Source organism: Pseudomonas sp. F(2018) (assembly GCF_005508865.1).
GTDB lineage: Bacteria > Pseudomonadota > Gammaproteobacteria > Pseudomonadales > Pseudomonadaceae > Aquipseudomonas.
The window spans coordinates 885899-900740 of sequence record NZ_SCOM01000001.1 but is presented as its reverse complement, the minus strand read 5'-3'; the positions used below and the strand labels follow the sequence as shown (position 1 = coordinate 900740).

The window sequence follows — 14842 nt, the reverse complement described above, 5'->3', positions numbered from 1 at the left end:
TAGTGACCTTTGACCACCATGGAACGGAGACCCTCCGACGACCAGCGGCAGAGTCACGACGACCCGCTGCTGGATGGACTCCTCATTCTCTGCAACCTGCATGACTGCTCGGCCAGCCGCGCCAGCCTGACGGCAGGCCTGCCGATGCCCGAACAACGCCTCAGCGCCGAGCTGCTGCCCCGCGCGGCCGCCCGCGCCGGCTTGCAGGGCCGCATCCTGCGCCGCGAGCTGGACGCCATCTCGCCGCTCAACCTGCCGGTCCTGTTGCTGCTCAAGGACGGCCGCAGCGCCGTGCTGCGCAAGATGGGTCCGAAGAACCAGATGCAGATCCTGCCCTGCGAGGCCGATGGCGGCGAGCAGTGGGTCAACCGCGACCATCTGGCGCTGGAATACAGCGGCCAGGCCTTCTTCGCCAAGCCGCAGCACGAACTGGAAGATTCCCGCACCCCGCTGGTGCCGCGTGTCGAGGCGTGGTTCCGCGACACCCTGAAACTGTCGCGCTGGCTCTATACCGACGCCGTACTGGCCAGCCTACTGATCAACCTGCTGGGGCTGATGGTCCCGCTCTTCGTCATGCAGACCTACGACCGCGTGGTGCCCAACCAGGCCATCTCCACGCTCTGGGTGCTGGTCATCGGCCTGTTCATCGGCACTGGCTTCGAGCTGCTGTTGCGCGTTCTGCGCGCTTACCTGCTGGACGTGGCCGGCAAGAAGACCGACGTGGTGCTGTCCGCCACCCTGTTCGAGCGCATCACCGGCATGTCGATGACGGCCAGGCCTGCCACGATCGGTGGCTTCGCCCAGAGCATCCATGACTTCCAGGGCCTGCGCGAATTCCTCACCGCTGTGACCCTGACCAGCCTGATCGACCTGCCCTTCTCCCTGCTGATGATCCTGGTCATCGGCCTGCTGGGCGGCTGGCTGGTGGTGATCCCGCTGCTGGCCTTCCCCATCACCGCGGTGTTCGCCCTGATCATCCAGGCCCGCCTGCGCGACACGGTGCAGAAGAGCCTGACCCTGGGCGCCGAGCGTCAGGCCCTGTTGATCGAGACCCTGGGCGGCCTGGAAACCCTCAAGGCCTGCAGCGCCGAGAGCGAGCGCCAGCACCGCTGGGAGAAGACCCACGGCGCCCTCACCCGCCTGGACAGCCATGCGCGCTTCCTCGCCTCGCTGGCCACCAACGGCACCATGTTCCTGCAACAGTTCGCCGGCATGGCCACCATCGTTGCCGGGGTCTACATCATCATCGCCGGCCACCTCAGCGTCGGCGCCCTGGTGGCCAGCTACATGCTCGGCAGCCGGGTACTGGCGCCGCTTGGACAGATCGCCGGGCTGATCACCCGCTACCAGCAGGCGCGCCTGACCATGACCAGCACCGACGCGCTGATGGCCCTGCCGCAGGAGCGCCAGGCCAATCAGCGCCCGCTGGAGCGCACCCACCTCAAGGGCGCGCTGGACCTGCGCCAGATCAGCTTCAGCTACCCCGGGCAGAGCACCCCGGCGCTGAGCAAGGTCAGCCTGCACATGGCCGCCGGCGAGCGGGTCGGCATCATCGGTCGCAGCGGCTCGGGCAAGAGCACCCTGGCGCGCCTGGTGATGAACTTCTACACCCCAAGTGAGGGGCAGATCCTGCTCGACAACCTCGACCTGCGTCAGCTGGACGTGGCCGACCTGCGCCACCAGATCGGCTATGTCGCCCACGACCTGCCGCTGCTGGCCGGCAGCCTGCGCGACAACCTGACCCTCGGCGCGCGCTACGTCAGCGACGCGCGCATGCTCGAAGTGGCCGAGCTGACCGGCGTCACCGACCTGGCCCGGCAACACCCGCAAGGCTTCGATCGCCCGGTGGGCGAGCGCGGCCAGCTGCTCTCCGGCGGCCAGCGCCAGGCCGTGCTGCTGGCCCGCGCGCTGCTGCTCGATCCACCGATCCTGCTGCTGGACGAGCCCACCAGCGCCATGGACAACACCAGCGAAGACATCCTGCGTAACCGTCTGCAGACCTGGTCCCAGGGCAAGACCCTGCTGCTGATCACCCACCGCAGTTCGATGCTCAGCCTGGTCGATCGCCTGATCGTGCTGGACTACGGCCACGTGGTGGCCGATGGGCCGAAGGAAGCGGTGATCGATGCCCTGCGTCGCGGCCGTGTCGGCCCGGCAGCGGTTTAGCGGAGGTATGGCGTGGAACTGACCCAATCCCTGCGCGACTACTTCGGCAGCCTGCAACGCAAGAAGCAGGACACCGAGTTCATGCCCGAGGTGGACGGCGCCATTCTCGAAGACTCGCCCTGGCTGGCGCGCGCCACCGTGTGGGCGGTCAGCGCCTGCCTGATCGTGGCGCTGATCTGGGCCAAGTTCGCCGTGCTGGAAGAAGTCACCACCGGCGAGGGCAAGGCCATTCCCTCGAGCAAGGTGCAGGTCATCCAGAACCTGGAGGGCGGCATCGTCACCGAGATCTTCGTACGCGAGGGCCAGGTGGTGAACAAGGGCGATGTACTGCTGCGCCTGGACGCCACCCGCTTCATCTCCAACAAGGGCGAGACCGAGGCCGACCGCCTGGCCCTGCTGGCCCGCGTCGAACGCCTCAGCGCCGAGGCCGAGGGTCGCCCGCTGGCCCTGGCGGACGAGCTGGTCAAGGAAGCGCCACAGCTGGTCGAGGACGAGATGGCCCTGTACCGCTCGCGCCAGCAGCGCCTGGACAGCGAGCAGAACACCCTCAAGGAGCAGCTGCGGCAGAAGACCCAGGAGCTGGCCGAGTTCCGCGCCAAGGCCCAGCAGTACCGCTCCAGCCTGGGCCTGGTGCAGCAGGAACTGAACATGTCGCAGCCGCTGGTGGCCGCCGGCGCCATCTCCGAGGTGGAGATCCTCCGCCTGCGCCGCAGCGCCGTGGAGATGCGCGGCTCGTTGGACGCCACCAACCTGGCGATCCCTCGCGCCGAGGCGGCCATGCAGGAGATCGAGAGCAAGCTCAACGAGTCGACCCTGACCTTCCGTACCGAGGCGCTGAAGGAGCTCAACGAGGTACGCACCGAGCTGAAGAAGATCACCTCCACCAGCGTCGCCATCCAGGACCGGGTCAGCCGCACCACGGTGAACTCGCCGGTATACGGGGTGATCAAGCTGCTCAAGGTCAACACCATCGGCGGTGTGGTGCAGCCCGGCGACCCCATGGTCGAGGTGGTGCCGCTGGAAGAAAACCTGCTGATCGAAGCGCGCATACGCCCGCAGGACGTGGCCTTCCTGCATCCCGGGCAGAAGGCCATGGTCAAGTTCACCGCCTATGACTACACCATCTACGGCGGGCTCAAGGCCAAGCTGGAGCTGATCAGCGCCGACACCATCACCGACGAGGAAGGCAACAGCTTCTATCTGATCCAGGTGCGCACCGACAAGAGCCACCTGGGCAACGACGACCACCCGCTGCTGATCATCCCCGGCATGGTCGCCACGGTGGACATCGTCACCGGCGAGAAGAGCGTGCTGGACTACCTGCTCAAGCCGGTGCTCAAGGCGCGCTCCGAGGCCATGCGCGAGCGCTAGTCGGGCGCCCGCCAGTGCGCACCCGGCCCCTGCGCCGCCAGCTGGTCGCCCGGGTTGCGTAGCGGGCAGGCCTCCAGCGACAGGCAGCCACAACCGATGCAGCCGTCCAGCTGGTCGCGCAGCATCTGCAGCTTGGCGATGCGCTGATCCAGATCCTCGCGCCAGCGTGCCGACAATCCCGCCCAGTCCGCCGCCGTCGGGTTGCGTCCCTGGGGCAACTCGCTCAGCGCTCCCGCGATCTCCGCCAACGGAATGCCCACCCGCTGCGCCACCTTGATCACCGCCACCCGGCGCAGGGCCTCGCGCGGATAGCGCCGCTGGTTGCCGGCATTGCGGTTGCTGGCGATCAGGCCCTTGGCCTCGTAGAAATGCAGGGCCGAGACGGCGACGCCGCTGCGCCTGGCCAGCTCGCCGACACTCAGGTCACGCGCGGGTTGTTGCTCTTTGTGCATGGCTGTTGACCTCAAGCTAAGTTGAGGTTTTACCCTCGCCCGGTGTTCGAGTTCAAGCCCAGGAAGCCAACACCATGCTCATACCCAGCGGCCATAGCCAAAATGCAGACGACAACGACCAGGCCCGCTTCGCCCTGCTGATCGATATCGACGTGAACACCGCCCATCGCGCGGAGATCATCCAGCGCTTCCATGACTATCTGCAGCAGCTGCGCCAGCTGTTCCAGGACGGCAGCGGCTACCTCGGCGCGGAGCTGCACGCCAGCGGCGAGCATCACCTGCTCGGCCGCCTGCGCTGGCGTCATCGCGAAGACTGGGAAGCCGCCTGGGATTGCCAGCGCACCCGCAACCAGCTGTTCGCCGACAGCCTGCTGCGTCTGGGTGCCCGGAGCATCCAGTTCGACAGCGTGCTGCTCGACGACAATCGCTGAAGCGCTAGCCGCCGTGGTTGCGCTGGTAGGTATCGGCGCCCATCGCGGCGATCTGCCCCTCGATCAATGCCTCGAAGGGTCGCAGCAGCTCGTCGAAACGCAGCGGCGCCTCCTGCAGTTCGAGAGCCGCAACGATTGCCTCGATGGTCGCCAACGCCCCCTCGGCAGGTGCCTTGCGCAGGCGGTAGCGCGAGTTCAGGCCTGAGGGCAGGCATACGCGTGGCAACTCCGCCAGCCAGGGATTGAGGTGCAGCAATTTGCGCGCCTTGCGCCAGGTACCGTCGGGCACCACCAGCAATAGCGGGCGCCCGTCGTTTGGCAACGGCGCCAGCGGTAGCGGCTGCGCCGTCTCGCCGGGGAACAGCAGGCAGGCGCGGTAGGCCGAATCCAGCGGCAGGTCGGTGAAGCTCTCACCCACCAGCAGCTCGGCATTCTCCAGGCCCAGGGCAGCCAGGCGTGCGGTGTTCAGCGCATGGCCGACCTCGTCCGGGTGCTGCAGGATCAGCACCCCCGTGCGGCTCGGCAGGCGTGGAATCAGGTGACAGAGACAGTGGCTCTGCGGGCGGGCACAGCGTTCGCAGCGCGCTCGGGACATGGGCGGGTTCCTCCGGCCGCGCAGTGTGCCACAGCGACCGGAGTCACGCCGCCAGCAGGACGCTGGCGGCGCACGCACCTAGTGATTGAAGCGCTCGGCCAGGCTGTGCAGGTAGGCGGCCATCTGCTCCAGCTCCTGGCTGATGCCGACGCTCTGCTGGGCCTGCCCGGCGCTGTGGTCGGAGAGCTGGGCGATACGGGTGATCTGCCGGCTGATGTCTTCCGCCACATGGCTCTGCTGCTCGGAGGCGGTCGCCATCTGCTGGCTCATGCCGGTGATGCGCGTCACCGCCTGGCTGATGCCGTCCAGCGCCTCGCGCACCGCCTCGACGCTGCGCACGCTGTCGCGGGAGATTTCCTCGCCGCGATTGGCGGTGTTGACCGCCTTGTCCGCACCGTTGCGCAGGGACGAGATGATCTGATGAATCTGCTCGGTGGACTCGCGGGTACGCCCGGCCAGCGCGCGCACCTCGTCGGCCACCACCGCGAAGCCACGGCCCTGCTCGCCCGCCCGCGCCGCCTCGATGGCGGCGTTGAGCGCGAGGAGATTGGTCTGCTCGGCGATGGAGGTGATCACGTCGGCCACGCTGCCGATCGACTGGGTCGAGTTGGCCAGCTCGTTCACCGCCTGGCCGATCTCCTGCACCGCGCCGGCCATCTGCTGCATGGCCTGCAGGCTGCCGCCGGCCAGGTCGCGGCCCTGCTGGGCCAGGCGGTCGGCCTCCTCCGCCGCGTGCGAGGTGTTCTGCACGTTGTGCGCGACTTCCTGAATGGTCGAGGCCATCTGGTTGATGGCGGTGGCCGACTGGTCCGTCTCGCTGCGCTGCTGCTCCAGCAACTCGGCCCCGGAGCGCGACAGCTCGGCGGATTGCGCGGCGCGCTTGCGCACGCTCTCGCCGGCGTCTTCCAGGCGGGTCAGGGCCGTCTGCAGGCGCGCCTCCTCGCTGATCATGGCCATATCCAGCAGCGCCTGGGCGCCGCGGCTGTCGCTGTAGGTCAAGGCCACCAGGGCGCTGGTGAAGGCCTTGGGATGCTCGGCCAGGGTGCGGCGGATCATCTGCCGCTTGCTGTACAGCTGGAAGGAGCCGAGGCCGAACATCACCGCGGCGATGAAGCCGAGCAGCCAGGGACCGCTGAGGAAGGCATGGCCACCGAGGATGACCAGCGCCGCGACGATCAGCGGCCAACTGCGCAGGATGTCGTAGGTCCAGTATTCGATCCGCGACACCGGCGGCTTGTCGGCGCGCAGGCGTGCGTACAACGCTTCGGCGCGGCGCTTCTGCGCCTCGCTGGGCACCGAGCGCACCGATTCGTAGCCGGCCATGCGGCCGTTCTCGTAGATCGGCGTGACATAGGCGCTGACCCAGTAGTGGTCGCCGTTCTTGCAGCGGTTCTTGACGATGCCCATCCACGGCTTGCCCAGCTTGATGGTCTCCCACATGTGGGCGAACACCCCGGGCGGCATGTCCGGATGGCGTACCAGGTTGTGCGGCTGGCCGATCAGCTCTTCGCGGCTGAAGCCGCTGATCTCGACGAAGGCGTCGTTGACGTAGGTGATCTTGCTGCTGAGGTCGGTGGTTGAAATCAGGCGATCGGCATCGGTAAAGGTGCGCTCACGCTGGGTCACGGGAAGGTTCTGACGCATATGCGGACCGTCCTTGGAGAAATGTGAGGGAGACTTCCTGGCCTTACACCATTGGTTCTAGCACAGCCGTACCAAACCGGCAGATGGCCAGTATCTACCTCACATTTCCCTGACGAACGGTAGGGACTATTCCCTAGGCAAGGTGCCGCCCGTTCACGCGATCAGGTCGGCCTTGCGCCGATAGGGGAACACGTCGATCACCTTCCCGGAGCGGATCGCATCCTGCAGGCTCTGCCAGTACTCGGCGGTAAAGAGGTCGCCGTGCAGCTGGTTGAACAGCCGGCGCTGGCCGATATCGACGAACAGGAAGCGCGGGAACTCCTCGGGGAACACGTCGTTCGGCCCCACCGAATACCAGGGCTCGCTGGACATCTCATCTTCGTCGTAGCGTGGCGGCGGGATGCGGCGGAAGTTCACCTCGGTCAGGTAGCTGATCTCGTCGTAGTCGTAGAACACCACGCGGCCGTGGCGGGTGACGCCGAAGTTCTTCAGCAGCATGTCGCCGGGGAAGATGTTGGCGGCGGCCAGCTGCTTGATGGCCAGGCCGTAGTCTTCCAGCGCCTCGCGCACCTGGGCCTCGTTGGCGTGTTCCAGGTAGATGTTCAGCGGGGTCATGCGGCGCTCGGTCCAGCAGTGGCGGATCAGCACGGTATCGCCGTTCTCGACCTCTACGGTGGACGGCGCTACTTCCAGCAGCTCGGCCAGGCACTCCGGATCGAACTTGGACAGCGGGAAGCGGAAGTCGGAGAACTCCTGGGTATCGGCCATGCGCCCGACCCGGTCGACGCTCTTCACCAGCCGGTACTTCTCGATCACCGTGTTGCGGTCGACGTTCTTCGACGGCGAGAAGCGGTCCTTGATGATCTTGAACACGGTGTTGAAGCCCGGCAGGGTGAACACGCTCATCACCATGCCGCGCACGCCGGGGGCCATGATGAACCTGTCGTCGGTGCCGGCCAGGTGGTTGATCAGGGCCCGGTAGAACTCCGACTTGCCGTGCTTGTAGAAGCCGATCGAGGTGTACAGCTCGGCGATGTGCTTGCCCGGCAGGATGCGCTTGAGGAAGCCGATGAACTCCGCCGGAATCTCCACCCGCACCATGAAGTAGGAACGGGTGAAGGAGAAGATGATCGAGACTTCCGCCTCGTCGGTGATCAGGGTGTCGATCTGCACGCCCTGCCCCTCGCGGTGCAGCAGCGGGAACACCAGCGGCCACTGTTCGTCCGGGGTGAAGATGCGCCCCACCAGGTAGGCGCCCTTATTGCGGTACAGGGTCGAGGAGAACAGCTCGATGGTCAGGTCCTGGTCCTTGCACACCCAGTCCGGCAGGTTGCTGCGCAGCTGCTGCTCGAGCTTGGCCAGGTCGCGGTCCAGGTCCTCGAACGGGGCGTTGTAGCTGTAGTCGGTGAATATCTGCCGCAGGGCCTGATTGAGGTCGCCGCGCGGCTGGTAGCTGCGGGTCTGCGGCGTGCGCTCGTGGGGGCGCAGCGAGGGCCGGGTGGTGTGGATGAACATGCAGCCGTCGCTGATCTGGTCATGGCTGAACAGCCCGCAGAAGATCGAGTTGTACCAGGTCTCGGCCAGCTCATCGTCGTTGCGCAGGTCGATCAGGCCGATGTAGGCGCTCTTGGCCAGTGGCCACAGGTCGATGTCCAGCAGTTGCTCGTCGGCGAAGGTCGCGCGCAGGCGTCCGCTGACTTCCGCCACCTTCTCCTCGTAGAGGTTGATGCGCGCTGCCGAGGCGAGCTGCGCCTCCTGCCACTGGGCCAGTTCGAAGCGGGCGCGGGCGCCGTTGGTGATCTCGCGGAAGTGCGCGCGATAGTCGTCGAAACCGTCGAGGATCATTCGGGCGATATCGGCGGCCGGCCGTTGCTGCGACATGGGAAAGCCTCTGCTGCATGTGCGGAACCGCGAGCTTAGCCACAGCCGACGTCGAGGAAAAGCAGCAGTGTCGAGGAGTCCGGGTGGTCAGATTGCGAATGGGCAAAAAAAGAGGCGATGCCGGGGAGGACATCGCCTAAAGGCTCTCGGGTCGAGCAGAAGGGTCAGATCAGTGCGGGCTGGCCGCCGACGTGATCGGAAATGCGGGCGTCATCGGTGCAGGAGAAAGCGCTGCGAGCGGCGGCGCCGAGGCAGGCAGGACGACAGGACAGGCAGTGACTGGTGCAGTGCCGCAGCGGCAGGGCTTCGGCTTCGCGGGGCGCAGAGGCGCGCGGTGGGTTCGACATGGCATCCGTTCCAGAGTCGTTACGCAGGCCGCATTTATGCCCTGCCCCGCCCCGCTTGGCTCGCGCCATGTCGCCAGGCTGTGAAGCCGGTCAAACAAATGTTCACTGAAATAAAAAAGCCCGCCGGGGAGGACGGGCCAGGAGAGACCGCCCGCAACGCGGGCGGTGAGAAAACACTCAGACGATCTCAGCGCTGGCCGGCAACTGCGCCTTGCCACCACTGGCCAGCTGGCGCTGCAGGGTGTCCTCGTCCAGCTGCTTGCACCACTTGGCGACCACGATGGTGGCCACGCCGTTGCCGACCAGGTTGGTGAGGGCGCGGGCCTCGGACATGAAGCGGTCGATGCCGAGGATCAGTGCCAGGCCGGCCACCGGCAGATGGCCCACGGCCGAGAGCGTGGCAGCGAGCACGATAAAGCCCGAACCGGTGACCCCCGCCGCGCCTTTGGAGGCGATCAGCAGCACGGCCAGCAGGGTCAGCTGGTGGTTGATGTCCATCGGCGTGTCGGTGGCTTGGGCGATGAACACCGCGGCCATGGTCAGGTAGATCGAGGTGCCGTCCAGGTTGAACGAGTAGCCGGTGGGGATCACCAGGCCGACCACGTTCTTCTTCGCGCCGAGCTTCTCCATCTTGTCCAGCATGCGCGGTAGGGCCGATTCCGAGGACGAGGTGCCGAGCACGATCAGCAGCTCCTCGCGGATGTAGCGGATGAACTTGAGGATGCTGAAGCCATGGGCGCGGGCGATGCCACCGAGCACCACCAGCACGAAAAACACGCAGGTGATGTAGAAGCACAGCATCAGCTGGCCCAGCTGCACCAGCGAGCCGACGCCGTACTGGCCGATGGTGAAGGCCATGGCGCCGAAGGCACCGATGGGCGCGACCTTCATGATCATGTTGATGATGCCGAACATCACCTGGGCGATGCGGTCGATGAACTCCAGTACCGGCTTGCCGTAGTCACCCATGCGCTGCAGGGCGAAGGCGAAGATCACCGAGAAGAACAGCACCTGCAGGATGTCGCCGGTGGCGAAGGCGCCGACGATGGTCGCCGGGATCACGTTGAGCAGGAAGGCCACGGTGCTCTGCGCCTCACCGGCCTTGGCATAGGCGGCGATGCCGCTGGCATCCAGGGTGCTCGGGTCGACGTGCATGCCCACGCCCGGCTGCACCACGTTGACCACCACCAGACCGATGACCAGGGCCAGGGTGGAGACGATCTCGAAATACAGCAACGCGTAGCCGCCGGTCTTGCCCACGGCCTTCATGTCCTGCATGCCGGCGATGCCGCTGACCACGGTGCAGAAGATGATCGGTGCGATGGCCATCTTGATCAGCTTGACGAAGCCGTCGCCGAGCGGCTTCAGCGCCACGCCGGTCTCGGGGTAGAAGTGACCGAGCAGGATGCCGATGGCGATGGCCACCAGGACCTGGACATACAGGCTCTTGTAGAAGGGTTTGCGGGTCATGGTAGTTCCTCGCTCGCTGCCGCCGGACCGCCTTCCCTGGGTGATCATGCGACAGCTCAAAAGTGCTAACCCTCCTGCTCTGGAGGGATTTGTTGTTGGTGCCCGACTGCGGGGCTGTAGCACTCATGGCAAGCGTTATGCCAGGCCATCGACAAATAGAAATCCCTTTATTTACAAATACTTATTAGACAATAACGACTTCGAGCGAGATGGATTTGGCGGATTTCCGCCAACGGTGCGGCGGGATTTCGCCCGCGTGAGGGCGGCGCGGAGGGGTCAAACAATCGCCCTGCCGAGGCTATCTGGCGAAGTGCGTCCGTCGATGCACCAGCACGGATCACAATGGGGCAACGCAACGCTCCCGCGCCTCCTTTTGGGTCCGTGATCCGGCCGCACCCTACCTCGCCAGATCGCCGCCAGGCCGCGCCGGCAAAGGGCTGCAGCCCTGCCAGAAGAAACTGGCACAGCCACTGCATAGTCCGCTCCGAGCCCGCTACATTCGGGCCGTCCATTCGATCAAAGGCGATCGACAGCCAACGCTGGCAATGGGCATTACGGCGCCTCTCGCAGGCGACGGACAGAACAGGCAAAGGCGCCTGAGACCGAGAGGTTTCAGGCGCCTTTTTATTTGCCGGGAAAAAACCTGATGAGCTTTGGCCGGGAAACGCTATGAACAGCACAGACGCTACCACTGACAAGCAACGACTGATCGTCGTCGGCAACGGCATGGTCGGCCACAACTGCGTCGAGCAACTGCTCGCCAATGGCGCCCTGGCGCACTACCGCATCGAGGTGTTCGGCGAGGAAGCCCAGCGCGCCTACGACCGCGTGCACCTGTCCGAATACTTCGGCGGCCGCGATGCCGAGTCCCTGGCCATGAGCGCCGCCTCTCTCTATGAAGAGGACGGCCTGACCCTGCACCTGTCCGCCCAGGTGCTGGAGATCGACCGCGCCAAGCGCGAGGTGGTCACCGCCAAGGGCCGCTTCGGCTACGACAAACTGGTGCTGGCCACCGGCTCCTATCCCTTCGTACCGCCGATCGAAGGCGCCGAGGGCGACTCGCGCCTGGTCTACCGCACCCTCGACGATCTCGACGGCATCCGCGCCGCCGCCAAAGGCAAGCGCCGTGGCGTGGTAGTCGGTGGCGGCCTGCTCGGCCTGGAAGCGGCCAACGCGCTGAAGTCCCTGGGCCTGGAAGCCCACGTGGTGGAATTCGCCCCGCGCCTGATGCCGGTACAGCTGGACGACTTCGGCGGCGCGGCGCTGAAGCAGCGCATCGAGGACCTGGGCGTCGGCGTGCACCTGTCCAAAGCCACCCAGTCGATCTGCGCCGGTAGCGAGTACCGCTACCGCATGAACTTCGCCGGTGAGGACTTCCTGGAAACCGACCTGATCGTGTTCTCCGCCGGCATCCGCCCGCAGGACGCCCTGGCCCGCGCCTGTGGCCTGGAGCTGGGTCCGCGCGGCGGCATCAACATCAACGACCAGTGCCTGACCAGCGACGAGCACATCTTCGCCATCGGCGAGTGTGCGGCCTGGAACGGCAGCATCTTCGGCCTGGTCGCTCCCGGCTACCAGATGGCCCGCCTGGTGGCGGCCCAGTTGTGCGGCCAGGAAGGCTCGCCCTTCCTCGGCGCGGACATGTCGACCAAGCTCAAGCTGCTCGGCGTGGACGTCGGCTCCATCGGCGACGCCCACGGCGCCATGCCCGGCGCCAAGAGCTACCGCTACATCGACGAAGCCACCTCCAGCTATCGCCGCCTGGTCGTTTCCGCCGACGGCAAGCAGGTACTCGGCGCCGTGCTGGTCGGCGACAACAGCTACTACGACACCCTGCTGCAGTACGCACAGAACGGCATCAAGCTGCCGGAAGACCCGGCCAGCCTGATCATGCCGGCCGGCGAAGGTGCGCCGGCGCTGGGTGCCGATGCCCTGCCGGATACCGCCACCATCTGCTCCTGCCACAACGTCAGCAAGGGCGCGATCTGCTCGGCCATCGACGGCGGCTGCAGCGACATCGCCGGGGTCAAGGCCTGCACCAAGGCGGCTACCGGTTGCGGCGGCTGCGCGGCGCTGCTCAAGCAGGTGGTGGAGCACGAACTCACCGCCCGCGGCGTGGAAGTCGACAAGAGCCTGTGCGAGCACTTCGCCTACACCCGCCAGGAGCTCTACCACTTCGTTCGCGTCGAGGGTCACGAGACCTTTGAGTCGCTGCTGGCCAAGCACGGCCGTGGCCACGTCGGCTGCGATATCTGCAAGCCGGCGGTGGGCTCGATCCTCGCCTCCTGCTGGAACAAGCCGATCATGAACCCGGCGCTGGTGCCGCTGCAGGACACCAACGACACCTTCATGGCCAACATGCAGAAGAACGGCACCTACTCGGTGGTGCCGCGCATCCCCGGCGGCGAGATCACCCCGGACGGCCTGATCGCCATCGGCGCGGTGGCGAAGAAGTACGACCTCTACACCAAGATCACCGGCGGCCAGCGCATCGACCTGTTCGGCGCCCAGCTGCACGAGCTGCCGGAGATCTGGGGCGAACTAATCGCCGCCGGCTTCGAGACCGGCCATGCCTATGGCAAGTCCCTGCGTACCGTGAAGAGCTGCGTCGGCAGCACCTGGTGCCGCTACGGCGTTCAGGACAGCGTCGGTATGGCGCTGCTGCTGGAGGACCGCTACAAGGGCCTGCGCTCGCCGCACAAGATCAAGTTCGCCGTCTCCGGCTGCACCCGCGAATGCGCCGAGGCGCAGAGCAAGGACATCGGCGTGATCGCCACCGAGAACGGCTGGAACCTCTACGTCTGCGGCAACGGCGGCATGCGCCCACGCCACGCCGAGCTGTTCGCCACCGATCTGGATGACGCCACCCTGGTGCGCTACATCGACCGCGTGCTGATGTTCTACATCCGCACCGCCGACAAGCTGCAGCGCACCTCGGTGTGGCGCGAATCCCTGGAAGGCGGCCTGGACTACCTCAAGGACGTGGTCATCCACGACAGCCTGGGTCTGGGTGCCGAGCTGGAGGCGCAGATGCAGCTGGTGGTCGACCGCTACGAATGCGAATGGGCCAACGCCCTCAAGGACGAGGAGAAGCTCAAGCGCTTCCGCACCTTCGTCAACGAGCGCGGCGGCGACCCGGACATCCACTTCGTCCGCGAACGCGGCCAGCGCCGCCCGGCGCGTGACAACGAACTCGAACTGATCCCCGTGACCATGGAGGCCGTCTGATGAGCACAGCAACCCAACTCGACAACGCCTGGCAACCGCTGTGCAGCGCCGCCGACCTGGTGGCCAACTCCGGCGTGGTGGCCCTGGCTGGCGGTGAGCAGGTCGCCCTGTTCTACCTGCCGGATACTGAGCAGAAAGTCTTCGCCATCGGCAACCGCGACCCCAAGTCCGGGGCCAACGTGATCGGCCGCGGCATCATCGGCCACCTGCAGGGCGAGCTGGTGATCGCCTCGCCGCTGTACAAGCAGCACTACCGCCTAAGTGACGGCGGCTGCCTGGAATACCCCGAGCAGCAGCTGCCGGTATGGCCGGTGCGCCTGCACGGCGAGCAGGTACAGATCCTCCGCTGAGCCCTGGTGCCGCCTAGCGCGGCGCCCTCCCCGTTTCCGACAGAGAGCACTGCCATGTCCTATCTGGTCCCTGCCGAGTTCGCCACCAAGATGGTCGATGCCGGCGAATCGAAGATCTACATGTCCACCCGCGACACCCTGATCCGCGCCTTCATGGCCGGCGCCATCCTCGCCCTGGCCGCCGTCTTCGCCGTCAGCATCAGCGTGCAGACCGGCTCGCCGCTGCTCGGCGCCGTGCTGTTCCCGGTCGGCTTCGTGATGCTCTACCTGATGGGTTTCGACCTGCTCACCGGGGTGTTCGTCCTCACCCCGCTGGCCTTGCTGGACAAGCGCCCCGGCGTCACCGTCGGCGGCGTGCTGAAGAACTGGGGCCTGGTGTTCACCGGCAACTTCGCCGGCGCGCTGACCGTGGCCTTCATGATGGCCTTCGTCTTCACCTACGGCTTCTCCACCGAGCCCGGGGTGATCGGCGAGAAGATCTCGCACATCGGCGAGGCCCGCACCCTGGGCTACGCCGAGTACGGCGTGGCCGGCTGGCTGACCATCTTCCTGCGCGGCATGCTGTGCAACTGGATGGTGTCCATGGGCGTGGTCGGCGCGATGATCTCCACCACCGTCAGCGGCAAGACCATCGCCATGTGGATGCCGATCATGCTGTTCTTCTACATGGGCTTCGAGCACTCGGTGGTGAACATGTTCCTGTTCCCCTCGGCGATGATCATGGGCGGCGACTTCTCGGTGATGGACTACATGCTGTGGAACGAGATCCCCACCGCCCTGGGCAACCTGGTCGGTGGCCTGGCCTTCACCGGCCTGACGCTCTACGCCACCCATGTGAAGACCGCGCCGAAGCGCTCCTTCGTCTGAGCCCCGCGGCCCCGCCAGCCGGCGGGGCCCACGCCGTTCC

General features: G+C 66.2%; 12 protein-coding genes and 1 pseudogene. 6 read left to right on the top strand and 7 right to left on the bottom strand.

From position 1 onward, the window contains the following. The first annotated feature begins 18 nt into the window (after nt 1–18). Together FFS62_RS04440 and FFS62_RS04435 are read left to right on the top strand one after the other, a co-directional pair. Nucleotides 19–2166: a type I secretion system permease/ATPase gene (locus tag FFS62_RS04440; protein ID WP_137972226.1), complete on the top strand. Its 2148-nt coding sequence runs from the start codon at nt 19–21 to the stop codon at nt 2164–2166. Nucleotides 2167–2178: 12 nt separating this feature from the next. Beyond that, nucleotides 2179–3537 (top strand): HlyD family type I secretion periplasmic adaptor subunit, encoded by a 1359-nt coding sequence (locus FFS62_RS04435; protein WP_137971590.1) that lies wholly within the window; start codon nt 2179–2181, stop codon nt 3535–3537. Here the strand turns inward: FFS62_RS04435 and soxR are convergent. Further along, the gene (gene soxR, locus FFS62_RS04430) at nt 3534–3989 is read right to left on the bottom strand and encodes a redox-sensitive transcriptional activator SoxR (protein WP_137971589.1); all 456 of its coding nucleotides are present in this window, start codon (nt 3987–3989) and stop codon (nt 3534–3536) included. The two genes, FFS62_RS04435 and soxR, sit on opposite strands and share 4 nt — an antisense overlap. A 74-nt stretch (nt 3990–4063) precedes the next feature. On the opposite strand from soxR, the gene FFS62_RS04425 reads away from it, so the two are divergent. Next, nucleotides 4064–4420 (top strand): antibiotic biosynthesis monooxygenase, encoded by a 357-nt coding sequence (locus tag FFS62_RS04425; protein ID WP_137971588.1) that lies wholly within the window; start codon nt 4064–4066, stop codon nt 4418–4420. A gap of 4 nt (nt 4421–4424) precedes the next feature. Here the strand turns inward: FFS62_RS04425 and FFS62_RS04420 are convergent, their stop codons facing one another. From FFS62_RS04420 to FFS62_RS04400, 6 genes and pseudogenes are all read right to left on the bottom strand, one after another. Next, nucleotides 4425–5015 carry a tRNA-uridine aminocarboxypropyltransferase gene (locus FFS62_RS04420; RefSeq protein ID WP_137971587.1) on the bottom strand — a complete coding sequence of 197 codons (591 nt, stop codon included), beginning with the start codon at nt 5013–5015 and terminating at the stop codon, nt 4425–4427. A gap of 78 nt (nt 5016–5093) precedes the next feature. Further along, a complete protein-coding gene (locus tag FFS62_RS04415; protein ID WP_371920104.1) occupies nt 5094–6113 on the bottom strand; it encodes a methyl-accepting chemotaxis protein in 1020 nt (339 codons plus the stop codon). A gap of 267 nt (nt 6114–6380) precedes the next feature. Continuing rightward, nucleotides 6381–6659: pseudogene (locus tag FFS62_RS23600) on the bottom strand (PAS domain-containing protein); the annotation flags it as partial. A gap of 153 nt (nt 6660–6812) precedes the next feature. Then, nucleotides 6813–8540: a bifunctional isocitrate dehydrogenase kinase/phosphatase gene (gene aceK, locus FFS62_RS04410; protein ID WP_137971585.1), complete on the bottom strand. Its 1728-nt coding sequence runs from the start codon at nt 8538–8540 to the stop codon at nt 6813–6815. Between the two features lie 164 nt (nt 8541–8704). Beyond that, nucleotides 8705–8887 carry a hypothetical protein gene (locus tag FFS62_RS04405; protein WP_137971584.1) on the bottom strand — a complete coding sequence of 61 codons (183 nt, stop codon included), beginning with the start codon at nt 8885–8887 and terminating at the stop codon, nt 8705–8707. A gap of 177 nt (nt 8888–9064) precedes the next feature. Beyond that, entirely contained in the window at nt 9065–10357 is a 1293-nt protein-coding gene (locus FFS62_RS04400) for a dicarboxylate/amino acid:cation symporter (protein ID WP_137971583.1), read from the bottom strand. Between the two features lie 669 nt (nt 10358–11026). Here FFS62_RS04400 and nirB point away from each other — a divergent pair. Genes nirB through FFS62_RS04385 form a run of 3 tightly spaced genes read left to right on the top strand, consistent with a single transcriptional unit; the run spans nt 11027 to nt 14802 of the window. Then, complete coding sequence (gene nirB / locus FFS62_RS04395) at nt 11027–13585, top strand: nitrite reductase large subunit NirB (protein WP_137971582.1); 2559 nt, start codon at nt 11027–11029, stop codon at nt 13583–13585. Then, nucleotides 13585–13935, top strand: a complete 351-nt coding sequence (gene nirD / locus FFS62_RS04390; protein WP_137971581.1) for a nitrite reductase small subunit NirD — start codon at nt 13585–13587, stop codon at nt 13933–13935. The genes nirB and nirD overlap by 1 nt, the downstream gene beginning before the upstream one ends. A gap of 54 nt (nt 13936–13989) precedes the next feature. After that, the gene (locus tag FFS62_RS04385; protein ID WP_137971580.1) at nt 13990–14802 is read left to right on the top strand and encodes a formate/nitrite transporter family protein; all 813 of its coding nucleotides are present in this window, start codon (nt 13990–13992) and stop codon (nt 14800–14802) included. Nucleotides 14803–14842 lie beyond the last annotated feature (40 nt).

Bases quoted from the DNA above. Each gene is read 5' to 3' on its own strand.
- nirD (WP_137971581.1), top strand. From the start codon at position 13,585: ATGAGCACAGCAACCCAACTCGACAACGCCTGGCAACCGCTGTGCAGC.
- soxR (WP_137971589.1), bottom strand. From the start codon at position 3,989: ATGCACAAAGAGCAACAACCCGCGCGTGACCTGAGTGTCGGCGAGCTG.
- FFS62_RS04385 (WP_137971580.1), top strand. From the start codon at position 13,990: ATGTCCTATCTGGTCCCTGCCGAGTTCGCCACCAAGATGGTCGATGCC.
- FFS62_RS04420 (WP_137971587.1), bottom strand. From the start codon at position 5,015: ATGTCCCGAGCGCGCTGCGAACGCTGTGCCCGCCCGCAGAGCCACTGT.
- FFS62_RS04425 (WP_137971588.1), top strand. From the start codon at position 4,064: ATGCTCATACCCAGCGGCCATAGCCAAAATGCAGACGACAACGACCAG.
- nirB (WP_137971582.1), top strand. From the start codon at position 11,027: ATGAACAGCACAGACGCTACCACTGACAAGCAACGACTGATCGTCGTC.
- FFS62_RS04440 (WP_137972226.1), top strand. From the start codon at position 19: ATGGAACGGAGACCCTCCGACGACCAGCGGCAGAGTCACGACGACCCG.
- FFS62_RS04405 (WP_137971584.1), bottom strand. From the start codon at position 8,887: ATGTCGAACCCACCGCGCGCCTCTGCGCCCCGCGAAGCCGAAGCCCTG.
- FFS62_RS04400 (WP_137971583.1), bottom strand. From the start codon at position 10,357: ATGACCCGCAAACCCTTCTACAAGAGCCTGTATGTCCAGGTCCTGGTG.
- aceK (WP_137971585.1), bottom strand. From the start codon at position 8,540: ATGTCGCAGCAACGGCCGGCCGCCGATATCGCCCGAATGATCCTCGAC.
- FFS62_RS04415 (WP_371920104.1), bottom strand. From the start codon at position 6,113: ATGTTCGGCCTCGGCTCCTTCCAGCTGTACAGCAAGCGGCAGATGATC.